This window comes from Streptosporangium sp. NPDC050855 (assembly GCF_044456585.1).
Classification (GTDB): domain Bacteria; phylum Actinomycetota; class Actinomycetes; order Streptosporangiales; family Streptosporangiaceae; genus Streptosporangium; species Streptosporangium longisporum.
In genome coordinates, this window is the sequence record NZ_JBITFY010000013.1 from 174,681 (window position 1) to 189,688 (window position 15,008).

Annotated in this window: 17 protein-coding genes; 9 read left to right on the forward strand and 8 right to left on the reverse strand. The window is 74.2% G+C overall.

All coding sequences use genetic code 11. The features are described from left to right. The first annotated feature begins 10 nt into the window (after window positions 1–10). Window positions 11–211: a ferredoxin gene (locus tag ACIBCT_RS25705; protein ID WP_399192631.1), complete on the forward strand. Its 201-nt coding sequence runs from the start codon at window positions 11–13 to the stop codon at window positions 209–211. 75 nt (window positions 212–286) lie between these two features. On the opposite strand, the gene ACIBCT_RS25710 is transcribed toward ACIBCT_RS25705, so the two are convergent. Further along, window positions 287–1,189 (reverse strand): NAD(P)H-binding protein, encoded by a 903-nt coding sequence (locus ACIBCT_RS25710; protein WP_399192633.1) that lies wholly within the window; start codon window positions 1,187–1,189, stop codon window positions 287–289. Between the two features lie 137 nt (window positions 1,190–1,326). Then, on the reverse strand, window positions 1,327–1,887 hold the full coding sequence (locus tag ACIBCT_RS25715; RefSeq protein ID WP_399192635.1) for a TetR/AcrR family transcriptional regulator: 561 nt from the start codon (window positions 1,885–1,887) through the stop codon (window positions 1,327–1,329). Between the two features lie 56 nt (window positions 1,888–1,943). On the opposite strand from ACIBCT_RS25715, the gene ACIBCT_RS25720 reads away from it, so the two are divergent. The 4 genes from ACIBCT_RS25720 (at window position 1,944) to ACIBCT_RS25735 (ending at window position 5,944) form a co-directional block, all read left to right on the forward strand. Next, window positions 1,944–2,336 carry a nuclear transport factor 2 family protein gene (locus ACIBCT_RS25720; RefSeq protein ID WP_399192637.1) on the forward strand — a complete coding sequence of 131 codons (393 nt, stop codon included), beginning with the start codon at window positions 1,944–1,946 and terminating at the stop codon, window positions 2,334–2,336. A gap of 215 nt (window positions 2,337–2,551) precedes the next feature. Continuing rightward, window positions 2,552–4,027: an ankyrin repeat domain-containing protein gene (locus ACIBCT_RS25725; RefSeq protein WP_399192639.1), complete on the forward strand. Its 1,476-nt coding sequence runs from the start codon at window positions 2,552–2,554 to the stop codon at window positions 4,025–4,027. Between the two features lie 18 nt (window positions 4,028–4,045). Continuing rightward, complete coding sequence (locus tag ACIBCT_RS25730) at window positions 4,046–4,684, forward strand: hypothetical protein (protein WP_399192641.1); 639 nt, start codon at window positions 4,046–4,048, stop codon at window positions 4,682–4,684. A gap of 111 nt (window positions 4,685–4,795) precedes the next feature. Further along, window positions 4,796–5,944 (forward strand): AI-2E family transporter, encoded by a 1,149-nt coding sequence (locus tag ACIBCT_RS25735; RefSeq protein ID WP_399192643.1) that lies wholly within the window; start codon window positions 4,796–4,798, stop codon window positions 5,942–5,944. Between the two features lie 48 nt (window positions 5,945–5,992). On the opposite strand, the gene ACIBCT_RS25740 is transcribed toward ACIBCT_RS25735, so the two are convergent. Together ACIBCT_RS25740 and ACIBCT_RS25745 are read right to left on the reverse strand one after the other, a co-directional pair. Continuing rightward, window positions 5,993–6,595 carry a CGNR zinc finger domain-containing protein gene (locus ACIBCT_RS25740; RefSeq protein ID WP_399192645.1) on the reverse strand — a complete coding sequence of 201 codons (603 nt, stop codon included), beginning with the start codon at window positions 6,593–6,595 and terminating at the stop codon, window positions 5,993–5,995. A 172-nt stretch (window positions 6,596–6,767) separates the two neighbouring features. Then, entirely contained in the window at window positions 6,768–7,145 is a 378-nt protein-coding gene (locus ACIBCT_RS25745) for a winged helix-turn-helix transcriptional regulator (RefSeq protein WP_399192647.1), read from the reverse strand. A gap of 130 nt (window positions 7,146–7,275) precedes the next feature. Between ACIBCT_RS25745 and ACIBCT_RS25750 the strand changes: the two genes are divergently transcribed. Further along, on the forward strand, window positions 7,276–7,635 hold the full coding sequence (locus tag ACIBCT_RS25750; RefSeq protein WP_399192649.1) for a DoxX family protein: 360 nt from the start codon (window positions 7,276–7,278) through the stop codon (window positions 7,633–7,635). 53 nt (window positions 7,636–7,688) lie between these two features. On the opposite strand, the gene ACIBCT_RS25755 is transcribed toward ACIBCT_RS25750, so the two are convergent. Then, on the reverse strand, window positions 7,689–8,246 hold the full coding sequence (locus ACIBCT_RS25755; RefSeq protein ID WP_399192651.1) for a TetR/AcrR family transcriptional regulator: 558 nt from the start codon (window positions 8,244–8,246) through the stop codon (window positions 7,689–7,691). 111 nt (window positions 8,247–8,357) lie between these two features. Between ACIBCT_RS25755 and ACIBCT_RS25760 the strand changes: the two genes are divergently transcribed. Both ACIBCT_RS25760 and ACIBCT_RS25765 read left to right on the forward strand, forming a co-directional pair. After that, window positions 8,358–9,011 (forward strand): class I SAM-dependent methyltransferase, encoded by a 654-nt coding sequence (locus tag ACIBCT_RS25760; protein WP_399192653.1) that lies wholly within the window; start codon window positions 8,358–8,360, stop codon window positions 9,009–9,011. Between the two features lie 157 nt (window positions 9,012–9,168). Further along, on the forward strand, window positions 9,169–9,867 hold the full coding sequence (locus ACIBCT_RS25765; protein ID WP_399192655.1) for a MerR family DNA-binding transcriptional regulator: 699 nt from the start codon (window positions 9,169–9,171) through the stop codon (window positions 9,865–9,867). A 170-nt stretch (window positions 9,868–10,037) separates the two neighbouring features. Here the strand turns inward: ACIBCT_RS25765 and trpS are convergent, their stop codons facing one another. Beyond that, window positions 10,038–11,018, reverse strand: coding sequence for a tryptophan--tRNA ligase (trpS, locus tag ACIBCT_RS25770; protein WP_399192657.1), 981 nt, complete (start codon window positions 11,016–11,018; stop codon window positions 10,038–10,040). A gap of 299 nt (window positions 11,019–11,317) precedes the next feature. On the opposite strand from trpS, the gene ACIBCT_RS25775 reads away from it, so the two are divergent. Then, window positions 11,318–12,139 (forward strand): GNAT family N-acetyltransferase, encoded by an 822-nt coding sequence (locus tag ACIBCT_RS25775; protein ID WP_399192659.1) that lies wholly within the window; start codon window positions 11,318–11,320, stop codon window positions 12,137–12,139. Window positions 12,140–12,176: 37 nt separating this feature from the next. On the opposite strand, the gene ACIBCT_RS25780 is transcribed toward ACIBCT_RS25775, so the two are convergent. Further along, the gene (locus tag ACIBCT_RS25780; protein WP_399192661.1) at window positions 12,177–13,310 is read right to left on the reverse strand and encodes a DUF917 domain-containing protein; all 1,134 of its coding nucleotides are present in this window, start codon (window positions 13,308–13,310) and stop codon (window positions 12,177–12,179) included. Beyond that, window positions 13,307–14,938 (reverse strand): hydantoinase/oxoprolinase N-terminal domain-containing protein, encoded by a 1,632-nt coding sequence (locus ACIBCT_RS25785; protein WP_399192663.1) that lies wholly within the window; start codon window positions 14,936–14,938, stop codon window positions 13,307–13,309. The genes ACIBCT_RS25780 and ACIBCT_RS25785 overlap by 4 nt, the downstream gene beginning before the upstream one ends. Window positions 14,939–15,008 lie beyond the last annotated feature (70 nt).

A 15,008-nucleotide genomic window follows, 5' to 3' on the forward strand; every position in this document is an offset into this window, starting at 1 on the left:
GAGATCACCCATGGACATCACCGTCGACACCACCCTGTGCTGTGGCGCGGGACAGTGCGTGCTGCTGGCCCCCGACGTGTTCGACCAGGGCGACGATGACGGCATCGTCGTCCTGCTCGACCCGGCCCCGGCCGGGCCGCTGCACGCCGCCGTCCGCGAGGCGGCCGCCGTCTGCCCGACCGGCGCGATCTCCCTGCGGGAGCGGCCCTGACCGGGGCGCTCCGGGCGAGCGTCAGGCCGGGCGGAAGTCGTCCGAGCGGTCGGGCCGGGGCGCGCCCAGCGCGCGTCAGGCGGGGCGGAAGTCGTCCGCGTGGTCGAGGGCCCATCGCGAGAAAGGGCGCGGCGGGCGTCCGGTGACCTGCCGGAAGGTGGTGGTGGGCGGGAGCGCGCCGGGTCCGTCGACCGCCGCGGCCAGCAGCTCGATCAGCCAGTCGGTCGTCTCCGGCGGGCAGCCGTCCCGCAGCCACTGCTCGCGCCCCTGTTCCGGCGTCAGCTCCTCGAAGCGGATCTCCTGCCCGATCGCCCTCGCGATCGCCTCCACCTGCTCGGCCTGCGTGACCCTCTCCGGGCCGGTGATCGTGTACGCGGCGCCGACGTGGGAGTCCTCCAGCAGGGCCGCGACCGCCACCTCGGCGACGTCGGCCTCGTGGACCAGCGGGTATCCGGAGGTGGCGTAGGGCTCACGCACCACCCGCTCGGTGCGGATCCGCTCGGCCCAGCCCAGGGCGTTCACCGCGAGCAGCCCGGGCCGCACGTGGGTCCACTCGGCGTCGGTGGCCTCCACCATCAGCTCCAGCCCCCGGTGGGCCTGCCGTTCCTCGGCGAGGTGGCGCCGGAGCGCGCCGATGCCCGGGTCGCCGGGCTCGTCCCCGGGGGCGAACCCGGCGGCCGCGGCGGAGTGCACCACGAACCTGCGCGCGCCCGCCTCCACCGCCCGCTCGACGAACCCGGCCCCGGGCTCGGAGGTGACGTAGGCGAAGGGGAACAGGTGGACGCGTTCGACGCCGTCCAGCGCGTCGCCCCAGGTCGTGGGCCGCTCGAAGTCCCCGTACACCACCTCGGCCCCGTCCGGGAGGCGCGCGGCCCGCGGATCGCGGGTCATGGCCCGCACCTTCCGGCCCGCCGCCACCAGCCGGTCCACCACGTGGCGGCCGACGTTGCCGGTCGCGCCCGTCACGAGAATCGTCATGCGCTCTCCTTCGATCGCCCGGCGGACCACGCACCGGGCCGTCGCCGCACCCCGGCCTCGTCGCGGGGGGCGGCCGTCGCCGGGATGCTAGGTGAGTGGCCGAAGGCCCGCATATGGACCGCTCCACGTGCCACCCCTCAGGGGGCCAGGACGGCGCGGCAGGCCCGCAGGACGAGGGCGTCGACCGCGAGGGGAGGCGCCTTCCCGGCGGCGAGGTGGCGGCGTACGGCGCCGTAGGGGACGTCGACCAGGGCGAACAGCAGCCGCTCCCGCTCGGAGGGGTCGCCGGCGGCGGCCGTCAGCGCGCTCGCCGTCCTCGCGTCGAGGGCGGCCAGTTCCTCCCCGAGCTCGGCGGACCAGCGCGCGACCAGGTCGGCCGGGCGGTGGAGCAGGAGCACGCGGGCCTCGGCGAGGTGCTCGCGGCACCAGCGGGGCGTGTGGACCGCCGCGCGCTCCAGGTCCCGCGCGGCCAGGGCGTCGAGGAAGCCCTCCTGGAAGCGGTGGACGCAGCGGATCCAGAGCCTGGCCAGCAGCAGGTCGCGGGAGGGGAAACGGTGGTAGATCGAGCCGGCCGGTGCTCCCAGGCGCGCCGCGATCGCCGCCACGGTGGCCCCCGCCACCCCCTCCAGTGCCACGGTCTCCAGCGCGGCGTCGAGGATCCGCTCCTCGGTGAATCTGGCCGGTCTTCCCACGACCACCCTCCCATGATATTAGTGAACGCGTTCTAGAATATAACCACTAAAATGGAGGCGCCATGTCCCCGCTGGTCAAGGATCTCTATCGCGCCCTGCGAGAGCGCGACGTCGACGCCCTCGCCCGGCTGCTGCACCCCGACTTCGAGGGCCACGTCGCCCCGGGCATGCCGTGCGGCGTGGGCGGCACGCACCACGGCTCCCGATCGATGATCTTCGAGGTGTGGGGGGAGGTGGCCCGCGTCTACGACACCGCCCCGTACGAGGAGGACTACCGGGAGGCCGCGGGCGGCGACGTCCTGGTCACCGGCCACTACCGGGGGACGGCCGTCGCCACCGGCCGCTCCTACGAGGCCGAGTTCGCCCACCTGTGGCGGGTCGACGACGGCAGGCTCGTCTCGCTGCACCAGTACACCGACACCGCCAGGTGGCACGAGGCCCTGCTGCCGGCCTGAAGGAGCGCCGCCCGGCGCGGCCGACGCGACCGCGAGGACGGGTCCCGCCCGGCCGCGGCCGCACGGCCGCCGCAGTAGGCTGGGCGGCGTGCGCCCAGGGCGCCACCGGTCCGCGGAAAGGGTCACCACCCACCTGACGCTCGTCGAACACCCCGGCCTCACCTCTTTTCCAGCCTGATCGTGCGGACGCCAGGCCAGACGGAAAGGAGGCTTCCATGCCCGTCCATCACCTGCCCGACGCCCCCCGCCTCGACCGGCTCCGCAAGCAGGCCAAGAGACTCCTGCGGCGGATGAGAGCACAGGTCCCCGAGGCGCTGGAGCTCGTCACCGAGTTCCATCCCCGCCCGCCGCAGACGCCCAGGCTGTCCGACGCTTACCTCGTCACCGCGCGCATGTACGGCTTCGCGAGCTGGCCCCGGCTGAAGGAGCACATCGGCACCGTCGAGCGGTACTCCCGCTCACCGCACCGGGTCGCGCCGAGCGGGCAGCTGCCTGAGGAGTTCCTGCGGCTCGCCTGCCTCACCTACGGCGCGGACCACCCGGACCGGGCCGCGCGGGCCGATCTGCTGCTGGCCCGGCATCCGGAGCTGTCCGTCGCGAACGTCTTCACCATGGCGGCCACCGGCTCGGCCGCCGCCCTGGCCGAAACGCTGGCCGCGAACCCGGGGGCGGCCCGCGCGCAGGGCGGCCCCTTCGGGTGGGAGCCGCTGCTGTACCTGGCCTACGCGCGTCTCGGCACGCCCGGCGAGTACGTGGAGGCGGCCCGGCTCCTGTTGCGACACGGCGCCGATCCGGACGCCGGATACCTGTGGGACGGGCTGACCTCGCCGTTCACCGCGCTCACCGGGGCGTTCGGCGGGGGAGAGGGCGGGCAGCCGCCCCATCCGCAGGGCCCGGCGCTGGCCAGGCTGCTGCTGGAGGCCGGAGCCGACCCCAACGACGCCCAGACCCTGTACGACCTCGGGCTCGGCGGCTCGTTCTCCGACGACACCGCCCACCTGGAGCTGCTGCTGGAGTTCGGCCTGGGCCGCGGCGAGGGCGGGCCGTGGCACGCCCGGCTGGGCCCGACGCTGCCGTCCCCGCGGCAGCTGCTGCGCGACGAGCTGGCCACCGCCGCGCTGCGGGGCGGCCCGCGCCGGGCCCGGCTGCTCCTGGCGCACGGCGCGGAGGTGGACGGCCTGGGCGGGCATCCGGCGTACGGCGGGCGCACGCCCTACGAGCTCGCCCTGCTGAACGGGCACACCGAGGTCGCGGAGATCCTCGCCGCGGCGGGCGCCTCGGCGGTGCTGGACGAGACGGAGGCGTTCGCCGCGGCCTGCATGCGCGCCGACGCCGACGCGGTGGCCGCGTTCGGCCCCCGGGCACCGGCACGGGCGATGGCCCGGTTCCCCGAGCTGGTCAACCACGCGGCCGAGCGGCGCAGGCCTGAGGCGGTACGGCTGCTGGCCGGGCTCGGCTTCGACGTGAACCACCTGCGCCGATCCACCCCGCTGCACGCGGCGGCCTGGAACGACGACGTCGAGACGGCCAGGACACTGGTCGAGCTGGGCGCCGACCCGGCGATCAGGGACACCGAGCACGGCTCGACCCCGCTCGAATGGGCCGAGCACGGCGGCCGGGACGACGTGGCGGCGTACCTGCGGGCCGCTTCCCGTCCTGGTCGGCCGGAGCCCCGCGGAGAGGTGGTTTGATCAAGCTACGATGAGCGCATGGCCCTGATCCATCGCGCCACGCTCCGGCCCACCAAGCTCGAACTCCTGGCCACCTGGCTGCCCGGCCGCGACTGGTACGGCGGACCGGCCGGTGAGGTGGAGCGGGTGGCGGGCTTCCGTTTCGACGACCCCGCAGGCGAGGTCGGGATCGAGACGCTGCTGGTCCGGACCGGCGACGGGCCGGTGCACCAGGTGCCGCTCACCTACCGCGCCGCCCCCCTGGCCGGTGGTGAGCGGTGGCTGCTGGGCACCGTCGAGCATTCGGTGCTGGGCAGGCGCTGGATCCACGACGGGACCGGCGACCCGGTGTACGCCGCGGCGCTGGCGAGCGCGATCCTCGCGAACACCGGCCAGGCCGAGGAGTTCATGCAGGTCGATGGCCGCCTCGAACCCCGCGGGCTCAGCATGGACATCGTCGGCGACACGACCGGGGGCACGGGGGCGACCGCCGTGGGCGCGATCCGCCGCGTCGTCGAGGACGACCCGACGCTGATCGTGACCGACACCCTCGAACTGGCCGTCCTGCGCCGTCTCGACGGCGGCACCGCGCTCACCGGCGCCGTACTGACCGGCACCTGGCCAGGCCGGGCGGCACCGGCGCCGCTGGCGTCGGCGGCGCCCCGCCACGGGTCGTGAACGCCCGCCGTACCCGCGGACGGACGGTGAGGACACCGGGACCGCCCGCACCGGCCCGCATCGGCACAGGCGACGCGGCACCGCGGCGAGGGCCATGACTAAGGTGTTCTCGTGCCTGCCACGCTGAACACCAAGAAGACCCGCTCCGCGCTGCGCACGTCGGCGCGCATCTCCCTGGAGATGCTCCTCGTCGTGCTGATGGCCACGGTGGTCATATGGATCCTGGGCCAGATGTGGTCCATCATCTGGCCGCTCGTGATCGCCCTGCTGCTCACCACGCTGACCTGGCCGGTGACCCGCTTCCTGCGCCGGCGCGGCTGGCACCCCACCCTGGCCGCGTCGGTCGTGACCCTGCTCTTCCTGCTGGTCGCCGCAGGCATCGTGGTGCTGATCGCCGTCCCGGTGGCCTCCCAGTCCGGCGAGCTGGTCACCGGCGTGGGCAACGGCATCCAGCGCCTGCGCGACTGGGCCGCCGGGCCGCCGTTCAACTTCGGCGACAACCAGGTCAGCAACGTGTTCGACACCGCGGTCGCGCGCATCCAGTCCAGCGTGGGCAGCATCGTCTCCGCCACCCTCAGCGGGGTGGGCACCGTGGTCAGCGGCCTGGTCACGACCGTCCTGGCGCTCTTCCTGATGTTCTTCTTCCTCAAGGACGGCCCGCGGTTCCTGCCCTGGCTGGCCCTCCAGCTCCCCGGCCGCCTCGCCAGGGACGTGCCGGCCGTGGCCAAGCTCGGCTGGACCACCCTCGGCTCGTTCGTCCTCTCCCAGGCGTTCGTGGGCCTGCTCGACGCCGTCTTCATCGGTATCGGCCTGTGGATCGTGGGGGTGCCGCTGGTCCTTCCCCTGGCCGTCCTGACCTTCGTCGCGGCGTTCGTCCCCATCATCGGGGCCCTGTTCGCCGGCTTCGTCGCGGTCCTCATCGCGCTGGTGTCCAACGGCCTGACGGACGCGCTGATCGTGCTCGCCATCATCGTCGCCGTGCAGCAGCTGGAAGGGAACGTGTTCCAGCCCATGGTGCAGAGCCGCGGCCTGGGCCTGCACGCGGCGGTGATCCTGCTGGCCGTGACGCTGGGCGGCAGCCTGGCGGGCATCGTGGGCAGCCTGCTCGCCGTACCGGTCGCCGCCCTGATCGCGGTGGTGTGGCATTACCTGCGCGAACAGCTCAGCGACCCGATCCCGGAGCCGGGACCGGAGACCGCCGAACCGGGCCCCGCCGAACCGGGCCCCGGCACGGCCGCCCCCGCGCCGAAGCCCACCTGACGCACGGTCCGGGCCACGCGCTCTTTCCCCGCCGTACCCGGGACCGGGTCAGGGGTCCGTGGCCCGGCGGGCGCGCAGGGCGCGGAGCTTGTGGCGGTTGCCGCAGCGCTCCATCGCGCACCAGCGCCGGGCGCCGGGACGGGACGAGTCGACGAACACCAGGGGGCAGTCGTCGCTCGCGCACTCGCGGAAGCGCCCGGAGAGCGGCCCGGACAGCAGCTCGATCATCTCCCGCGCCAGCGTCGACAGCGCCTGCGCGGCCCGTACCGGAGCCGCCCACCCGGCGGTCGTGCCGTCGGCGGCGAGCTCGGGGACCAGCGGAGCCTCGGCCGCGGCCCGGTTGAGGGTCGCGACCGCCCCGACGGGCAGGGGGCGGCTCGCCGCCCGGGCGTGCGCCGCGTCCCAGATCGCCCGGCGGAGGAGCGTGGCCGCGGCCAGGTCGTCGTCCGTCACGGGGACCGTCACGGTCGCGGCCGGGGACGAGCGGGCCAGCCATTCTGCGAGGTCGGCGGGCTCGTGGAGGGTCTCGAACACCGCGTACCTGCCCTCGCCGCCGGTGTGGGCGAAGTCCAGGCAAGCGGCGCCGGCGTCGAACCAGAACGATCCCCCCCTGGGGTCGTGCAGTACCCGTCCGGTCGTGCTCGCGCGCATGAACCCACCATAACCGGTGTCGTTCAGCGGAGGGCTCAGGGGTGTCGGCCGGGCCGGTCACCGGGACGCGCACGCCGTGACCGTGGCCGGCGACGACGGCACCGGTTCTCCCCTCGTGCGGCGGGACGCGCGCCGTGACCGTGGCCGGCGACGACGGCCGGGTCACGTCGGGTCATCGCTCCCGGGTCCGGTAGGCGTCCCGGCTGGCCTCGATGTGCGGGACGTGCTCGATGGCCCATCCGGCGAGGGCCAGCGCGGGGGAGATGAGGCTCTTGCCGGTGGGCGTCAGCGCGTACTCGACCCGTGGCGGGACCTCGGCGTGCACCGTCCGGGAGACCAGGCCGTCGCGTTCGAGGTTCCGCAGCGTGAGGGTCAGCATGCGCTGGGAGATCCCGGCGACCTGCCGGTGCAGGTCGGTGAAGCGCAGGCTTCCCTGATCGAGGGTCGCCACGACCAGCAACGTCCACTTGTTGCAGATGCGGTCGAGGACGGCGCGGATCGTCCGCCCTCCGTCGCCCCGGATCATGCAGGTGTGCTCGTACTCCGACATGACAGTCCTCTGTGCGTAAGGCACATGGATGTGCCTTTTGTATGGCTTTCAATAGTGACGCATCATGGGGCTCCTTACGAGTGGTAACCATCGTGGCCCGCGCCACGTCCCAGCCTCCGAGGTGTCCTTCATGCAGCTCTCCTACTGGATCGTCGCGGCACTCCTGGCCGCCCTCTACCTCTACGCCGGGGGCAAGAAGATCGTCCAGAGCCGGGAGCGGCTGCGGCCGATGATGGGCTGGGTCGACGACCTGCCCATGCCGCTCGTCCGCGTGATCGGCGTCCTGGAGGTCCTGGGCGCGGCCGGTCTGATCCTGCCGCCGCTGACCGCGATCGCGCCCCGGCTCGCTGTCGCCGCGGCGATCGGCCTCGTCCTGGTCCAGGTGGGCGGTATCGCGGTCCACCTCAGGCGCGGCGAGGCCCGGCTGATCGGGTTCAACGTCGTCCTCCTGGTCGCCGCCGCGGCGGTGGCCTGGCTCGGCACCGCCTGACCGTGAACCGTCCGGCTTCCGACCGCCCGCACGTCCGGCCGGGGCCGGAGCCGTCACTCTCGGGCCAGTATCGCCCGCACCCCCGGTCCCACCGCAGCGTGGAAGGCCTCGTCCAGTTCGGCCGGGGTGGCGGTGATCTCCTCGTCCACCCAGCGCGCCAGCAGGGCCATGAACGCCCCGACGACGCAGGTCACCGTCAGCTCCAGCGACGTCGAGGCCCGCGCGCCCCGGGCGAGCAGTTCGTCGCGGACGAGGTCGCGCAGCACCTGCTCGCCGTGGGCCGTCACCGCCCGGCCGCTGCGCCGCCCGAGCAGCGCCCGCACCAGCCTGCGCCGCTCGAGCACGTGCTCGAACATCGCCCGGCTGAAGGCGAACGGCGGGCCGTCGGCGCTGATCGCCGGTCGCAGGAAGGCCATCTCCGACAGGTTGGCGAACAACACGGCCTGCTTGCCGTCGAAGTGCGCGTAGAAGGTGGAGCGGCCCACGTCGGCACGGTCGATGACGTCGGTGACGGTCACCGCCTCGTACCCCTTCTCCAGGATGAGTTCCACCAGCGCGCGCTGGATCGCCTGCCGGGTACGCCGCACCCGCCTGTCGGGGTTTCCGGGCACTTCACCGCTCCCTGTTCGGTACCGCACGGAGGGGCCGAAGTGATCGTTGACCCCGCCGGTCCAGTGAACACACCATACATAACGGAACAGGTCGTTCGAGAGGAGAGGTTCATGGGACTGGGCAGACTGCTGCACGAGCACGCCGAGCACGCCGACGAGGGAGGGACGATCGACCACCCGCGTGCGTACGAGGTCATGGCGGAGGTCGGTTTCCTCGGGCGGCGGCGTGAGATCTACACCCGGCTGGCCGCGCTGTCCGGGGTCCGTCCGGGTGACCGGGTGCTCGACGTCGGCTGCGGAACCGGCTATCTGACCCGCATCCTGGCCCCCGTCGCCGGCCCGTCCGGGCAGGTGACGGGCGTCGACCTGTCGGCCCCCATGATCGAACGCGCTCGTCGTGACGCCCCGGGCAACTGCTCCTACCTGGTGGGCGAGGGACAGGCCCTGGACCTGCCCGACGCCTGCTTCGACGTGGTGGTCTCCAGCCTGGCCATCCACCACATCCCGGCCACCGAGCGCGGCGCGGCCGTACGGGAGATGTTCCGGGTGCTCCGGCCGGGCGGACGCCTGCTGATCGCCGAGTTCCGCCCGCCGTCCAACCGGCTGCTCTCCCACCTGCTCACGATGCTGACGGGCCCGGCGATGCGGCACGGCCTGCCGGGCCTGCTCGCCGACCAGATCCCGCGGGCCGGCTTCCACGTCGAGGACGAGGGCGACCTGCCGGTCATGGTCTCCTACGTCCGGGGCTCCCGGCCCGCGCCCTGACCTTCGCCGGACGGCAGGACGCGGGCGCGGCGGGCATGATCGAGGGGGCGCGACGAGACGACCCGGATCGAGATCGTCACGTGGTCGGCGCCGTCGCCGGACGCCGAGTGTAGGGTTCGACGGTACTCATCGAGGATGACGAGGACGTACCTTCACCATGCGGTTGCGGCCCATCGACCTGGCGCGCGAGCACGGCCTGTCCACGCAGGCGGTGCGCAACTACGAGGAGGCCGGGTTCCTCCCCCCGGCCGGACGCTCGCCGCACGGCTACCGCGTCTACGCTCCACGCCACGCGGTGGCGCTGCGGGCGTTCCTGGCGCTGATCCCCGCGCACGGCCACGCGACCGCGGGGGCGATCATGCGGGCCGTGAACGACGGCGCGGTCGAGGAGGCGCTGCGGCTGATCGACGAGAGCCACGCGCAGCTGGCCGACGACCGGCGCACGCTGGAGGCGGTGGAAGGGGCGCTGCGCGACCTGGCGCCACCGCGTGAGCCGGAACCGGGGACAGGGGTGACGTTCATCGGGCCGCTGGCACGCAGGCTCGGCATCCGGCCGGCGACGTTGCGCAAGTGGGAACGGGCCGGGCTGATCACCCCGCGGCGCGACCCGCGGACCGGCTACCGCGTCTACACCTCCGCCGACGTACGCGACGTGCTCCTGGCCCACCAGCTGCGGCGCGGCGGGTACGGGCTGGAGCAGATCGCGCGGGTGCTGGAGCGGGTACGGGCGGCGGGCGGGCCGGAGCCGCTGCAGGCGACGCTGCGGGAGTGGCGCGACCGGCTGACGGGACGGGGCCTGGCGATGCTGGCGGGCGCGGCCGCGCTCGACGCCTGCCTGGGACCCCGTGACGGCTGACGGCGCGCTCCCGGCCGGTCCGGGCGGACCGGCCGGGAGGTCAGGGCTGCGGTCAAGGCGGGTGACGCCGCCGATCGGGTGGTCTTCCGAGCGTGCGTGCCCGCGGGACGGGCGCGCGCGCTCCTGAAGGTCGCCTGCGGGTGAAGGCGGTGGGTGACGCGGGCGTGGTCTCAGCCGGGGAGCAGGCCGATCGCCGCCTTGGCCTGGCGTACCTTCACGCCGGCCGACTCGCGGGCACGCTCGGCACCGGCCCGCAGGACCTTCCGGACGTGCCCCGGGTCCTCGGCCAGCCGCAGGTAACGCTCCCGGACGGGCGCGAGGGTGGCCACCACCGCGTCGGCGACCGCCTCCTTCAGCTCGCCGTACCGGTCGAACCGCCCGGCCAGCCGCCGCGGCTCGTCGCCGGTGCAGGCGGCCAGGACGGCGAGCAGGTTCGACACCCCCGGTTTGCGGTCCGGGTCGTAGCTCACCACGCCGTCGGTGTCGGTGACCGCGCGCATCACCTTGCGCCGCAGGACGTCCGGCTCGTCGAGCAGCCGCAGCGCCCCGGCCGCCGAGGGGGCCGACTTGCTCATCTTGTCGCCGGGTGAGGTCAGGTCCATGATGCGGGCCGCGACCGGTGGGTTGACCGCGCGGGGGACGGTGAAGGTGGGGCCGTAGCGGGTGTTGAACCGCTGGGCGATGTCGCGGGCCAGCTCCACGTGCTGGCTCTGGTCCTCGCCGACGGGCACCTCGTCGGTGTCGTACAGCAGGATGTCGGCGGCCATCAGGATCGGGTAGGTCAGCAGCGACATCCGGACCTGGCTCTGGCGGCCGGCCTTCTCCTTGAACTGGATCATCCGCTGGGCCTCGCCGTACCCGGTGGCGCACTCCAGCAGGTAGTGCAGCTCGGTGTGCTCGGGGACGTGCGACTGCACCAGGAACAGGCACGTGCCGGGGTCGGCGCCCGCGGCCAGCAGGACGGTGGCGAACTCCAGCGTCCGCCGCCGTACGTCGGCCGGGTCGTGTTCCAGGGTCAGGGCGTGCAGGTCGGAGATGAACACCACGGTGTCCGTGGTGGCCTGCCCGGCGACGATCGGTGCGATCGCGCCGATGTGGTTGCCCAGGTGCAGGTCGCCGGACGGGGTGAAGCCGGTGAGTCGTCGTGGCATGGGTGTGGCTCCCTCGGGATCGGGAGACCGCCCGGACGGGCCACCGAGGTACGAACACACGAAACGGCCGCCCGTATCGGGCGGCCGCGTCATCAGGTCACGCGAATGAACAATGCCGCCCCCTCAGGGGCGCCACCAGCAAAGGAACGAGTGGATCATCCGCACGTCGCGACGATACCACCCGGCGGCGGCCGTCCGCAGGGCCCGGCGGCCGCGGCGGTCCCGGAGCGCGCGGTCGCCCGACCGGGGCGGATGTCAAGGCGTCCGGACCCGCGCCGGTCTCGTGCCACGATACAGAAATGATCTCTGCCGCCGATCCGCGTCTGGTCAGGGGCCTTCAGGAGAGGGCGGCCCGGGCCCTGCCCGCCGAGCACGTCGAGCGCCTGGGCGGATGGTGGCTGCGCCTGGCGCCCGGCTGCTCCTGGTGGGTGGGGACGGTGCTGCCGCACGGCGAGGCCGGGCCGGAGGGGCTGGAGGCCGGGGTGAAGGCGGCCGAGGACTTCTACGCCCGCCACGGCCTGGACACCCGCTTCCAGATCACCCCGGGGGCCTGCCCCGACGGCCTCGACGCGTTCCTGGCCGAGCGCGGCTACCAGCGCGGTGGCCGGGTGTCGCTCCAGGCGGCCCCGGCCGCACGGGTGCTGGAGCGGACCAGGGAGCAGGCCCCGGCAGCGCGGGTGCCGGAACGGGCCCGGCAGCAGGCGCCGGCCGAGCCCCTGCGGGTGCGGGTGGACGGGCGTCCGACGGACGACTGGTTCGAGGGCCTGCGCGCCGTGCACGGTCACGACGGCGAGCGGGAGCTGCTCGGCCGGGTGGAGGCGCCGAGCGCGTACGCCTCGGTGATCGCCGGAACCGAGGTGGTCGCGGTGGGCCGGGCGGTCGCCGACGACGGCTGGGCGGGGGTGTTCGGGATGGCGACGCTTCCGCGGGCGCGGGGCAGGGGCGCGGCCCGCCGGGTGCTCGCCGCACTGGCCGCCTGGACCCGCACCCGGGACGCGGATCGGATGTACCTGCAGGTGGAGTGCGGCAACGACGCGGCCGTGCGGCTGTACGCGCGGGCGGGCTTCGAGGAGGTGTGCGGCTACCACTACCGCGCGGCGAAGGCGCCCGCCGCCCGGTGAGGCACGGGGCGGGACGCCGGGAAGCGGGCGCGGCTCGTCAGGGGGTGGCGGGGGTCAGCTCCTCGAGCGGCGTGTAGGGCCGGTCCAGGCCGAAGGCGGACGGGCCGAAGCACGCCAGGGCCTCGGGGCTGCGCATGATGGCGGGGGTGGAGATGGCGTAGACGGTCAGGCGCTGCCCGTACGCCAGGGCCTCGGTGGTGACCGGCCTGCCGGTCTCGGTGTTCAGCGTGCAGATCAGGTCGGGGACGATCGCGGCGACCTGGCCGTCGTGCCCGTGCTCGCCCGCGCGGACCGCGACCAGGTGCTCGTTCTGGAAGGTGATGACGATCCGGTCACCGGGGTCGCCGGGGTCGCCGCTCGCGGCCAGGGTGACCTGGCCGCGGGCGAACCCGCCGACGGTGGTGCGGTCGACGTCGACGACCTTGCCGCGGAACAGGACGCGGCCGTGGGAGTAGAAGGTGCCGCGCAATGCGTCGGTCAGCGCATCGAACGGGTCGCGGTGGCGCTCGCGGGCGGTGCGCAGCGCGGTGCCGATCTTCAGGGCCAGGCCCAGGGTGCCGGGCACCGCGGTCTCGCGCACGGTGGCGGCGCTCATGGGGTAGCTGGCGGTGTAGGCGGCGCCGCCCATCCGGATGGTCAGGCCGCGGGCCAGCCACTCCATCCGGTCGTTGTCGGCGGCCTCGATGACGGCGCTGTCGCCGTGGTCGGAGGCGATGCCCATCGGGGAGCCCGGCACTCCCGCCACGTTGAACGTGACCATCTGGATCTCGGGGAAGGCTCGGCCCATCCCGTCGGCGTCGACGACCGGCAGGTCCGCCGCCGCGGCCGCCACCAGCGGCATCATGCTGTTCAGGCCGCCGGCCTCGAGCGGCATGATCGCGTCCACGGCGCGGCCCAGGTGCCTTTCCAGGGCGCGCAGCGCGGCCACGCTGCCCTCGGGGGAGGGGAGTTTCTCGATGAAGACGGTGGGGGCTCCCATCATCGCCACCGCGACCACCAGGGCGTCGTTGCGCAACGTGTCGAGGTCGACGATCCGCACCTCGCGGCCCGCCCGCAGCTGCCGCTCGACGAGCAGCCGGCCGATGTAGGGGTCGCCGCCCCCGCCGGTGCCCAGCACGGCCGCGCCCTCGGCCAGATCGCCGAGATTCTCCGGGGTCAGGGTGAAACTCATCGCCTCGCGTCCTGTTCGTGTCCTCGTGCGGTGCCGGCCTCGGCGCCGGGTCCGTCTCCGGCGGGGCCGCCCGCGGAACGGTGTTCCAGGTCCAGGTCGCCCACCGCGCGGACCTGGACGCGCCTGCCGCCGGGCAGGTAGGCCACGTGCACCTCGGTGACGTCGACGATCCTGACGGTGCCGGGGGCGGCGCCCGCGGAGACGGCGATCCGTTCGGCCTCGGCGCGGGCGGCGGCGATGGCCTCCTCGCGGGCGCGGGGGCCGTCGACGGCGACGACCCGGTCGACGTCGCCGCCGATCTGGCCGATGGCGGCGCCGATGGCGTTGGCGACCGCGTGGTGCGGCGGCCGGTGCACGGCCAGGTCCCCGGGGAGCACCTCGGGCATGAGCACGCCGCCGCCGCCGACCACGACGATCGGCAGCGGCGCGGCCGACACCCTCATCCGGTCGACCAGCTCGACGACCCGGCCGGCCATCCACTCCAGGCCGCTCCGGACCAGGCCGGGGTCCAGGTGCCGTACCAGGGAGGGGTCTCCGATCTCGGCCAGGCCGCCCGCGACGGCCAGGTCGGTGGCGGTGAGCACGTCGCCGCCGAACACCAGGGCCTGGCGGGTGAGCCGGAACCCGACGCTGTCGGGTCCGGCCGACACAGAGGGGCCGGTGGTGACGAGGCTGCCGCCGCCCAGGCCGATCGACAGCACGTCCGGCATCCGGAAGTTGGTGCGCACCCCGCCGATGTCGACCTCGCCGGTGGCCTGGCGCGGGTAGCCGCGGCCGATCACGCCGACGTCGGTGGTGGTGCCGCCGATGTCGACGACCGCGCAGTCGGACAGTTCCCCGGCCAGGAACGCCGCGCCGCGCATCGAGTTGGTCGGGCCGGAGGCGAAGGTGCGTACCGGGTAGCGGCGGGTGTACTCGGCGTCCATCAGGGTGCCGTCGTTCTGCGACAGGTACAGCGGCGCGGAGATCCCGGCCGTGCGCAGGGCCCCGACGAACGCCCCGACGATCTCGTCGGCCAGCTCGCGCAGGCAGGCGTTGACGACGGTGGCGTTCTCGCGTTCCAGCAGCCCGATCCGGCCGAGCTGGTGCGACAGGCTCACGTGCAGGTGCGGCAGCTCCTCCAGCAGGATGTCGGCGGCCTGTTCCTCCAGCTCCGGGGCGGCGGGGGAGAACACCGAGCCGATCGCGACCGTGCGGATGTCGTGTGCCTCCAGGTCCTCGGCGACGCGCAGCAGCTCCTCGCGGCGCAGGGGGGCGATGGCCCGGCCGTCGAACTCGTGTCCGCCGTGGCACAGGTGGACGCGCGGGTCGATCGCCGCGTGCAGGGCGGCGGGCCAGTTGACCAGGGGAGGGAGGCCGGAGGTGGCCGGCAGCGCCAGCCGCACCACTCCGGTGCGCGCCAGACCCCGCCCGGTCACCAGCGCGTTGGTGAAGTGGGTGGTGCCGATCATCACCGCGCCGATCCGGTCGCGGTCGATGCCGGCCGAGCCGACGAGGTCGTGCAGGGCGGTGACCACCCCGCCGGTGACGTCCTGGGTGGTGGCGGTCTTGACCGACGCCACCACGGTGGCCGCGTCCATCAGGACGGCGTCGGTGTGGGTGCCTCCCACGTCGATCCCAACGCGCACGGGTGACTCCTCGGGAAGGTCGGGCGATGACGCCGGGACGGGGGAGCGGGCGGGCCTTTCGATCCGGCGG

Excerpts from the sequence above, each read along its gene's own strand:
- ACIBCT_RS25705 (WP_399192631.1), top strand. The coding sequence starts at position 11 with ATGGACATCACCGTCGACACCACCCTGTGCTGTGGCGCGGGACAGTGC.
- ACIBCT_RS25710 (WP_399192633.1), bottom strand. The coding sequence starts at position 1,189 with ATGACGATTCTCGTGACGGGCGCGACCGGCAACGTCGGCCGCCACGTG.
- ACIBCT_RS25720 (WP_399192637.1), top strand. The coding sequence starts at position 1,944 with ATGTCCCCGCTGGTCAAGGATCTCTATCGCGCCCTGCGAGAGCGCGAC.
- ACIBCT_RS25725 (WP_399192639.1), top strand. The coding sequence starts at position 2,552 with ATGCCCGTCCATCACCTGCCCGACGCCCCCCGCCTCGACCGGCTCCGC.
- ACIBCT_RS25730 (WP_399192641.1), top strand. The coding sequence starts at position 4,046 with ATGGCCCTGATCCATCGCGCCACGCTCCGGCCCACCAAGCTCGAACTC.
- ACIBCT_RS25740 (WP_399192645.1), bottom strand. The coding sequence starts at position 6,595 with ATGCGCGCGAGCACGACCGGACGGGTACTGCACGACCCCAGGGGGGGA.
- ACIBCT_RS25745 (WP_399192647.1), bottom strand. The coding sequence starts at position 7,145 with ATGTCGGAGTACGAGCACACCTGCATGATCCGGGGCGACGGAGGGCGG.
- ACIBCT_RS25750 (WP_399192649.1), top strand. The coding sequence starts at position 7,276 with ATGCAGCTCTCCTACTGGATCGTCGCGGCACTCCTGGCCGCCCTCTAC.
- ACIBCT_RS25760 (WP_399192653.1), top strand. The coding sequence starts at position 8,358 with ATGGGACTGGGCAGACTGCTGCACGAGCACGCCGAGCACGCCGACGAG.
- ACIBCT_RS25765 (WP_399192655.1), top strand. The coding sequence starts at position 9,169 with ATGCGGTTGCGGCCCATCGACCTGGCGCGCGAGCACGGCCTGTCCACG.
- trpS (WP_399192657.1), bottom strand. The coding sequence starts at position 11,018 with ATGCCACGACGACTCACCGGCTTCACCCCGTCCGGCGACCTGCACCTG.
- ACIBCT_RS25775 (WP_399192659.1), top strand. The coding sequence starts at position 11,318 with ATGATCTCTGCCGCCGATCCGCGTCTGGTCAGGGGCCTTCAGGAGAGG.
- ACIBCT_RS25780 (WP_399192661.1), bottom strand. The coding sequence starts at position 13,310 with ATGAGTTTCACCCTGACCCCGGAGAATCTCGGCGATCTGGCCGAGGGC.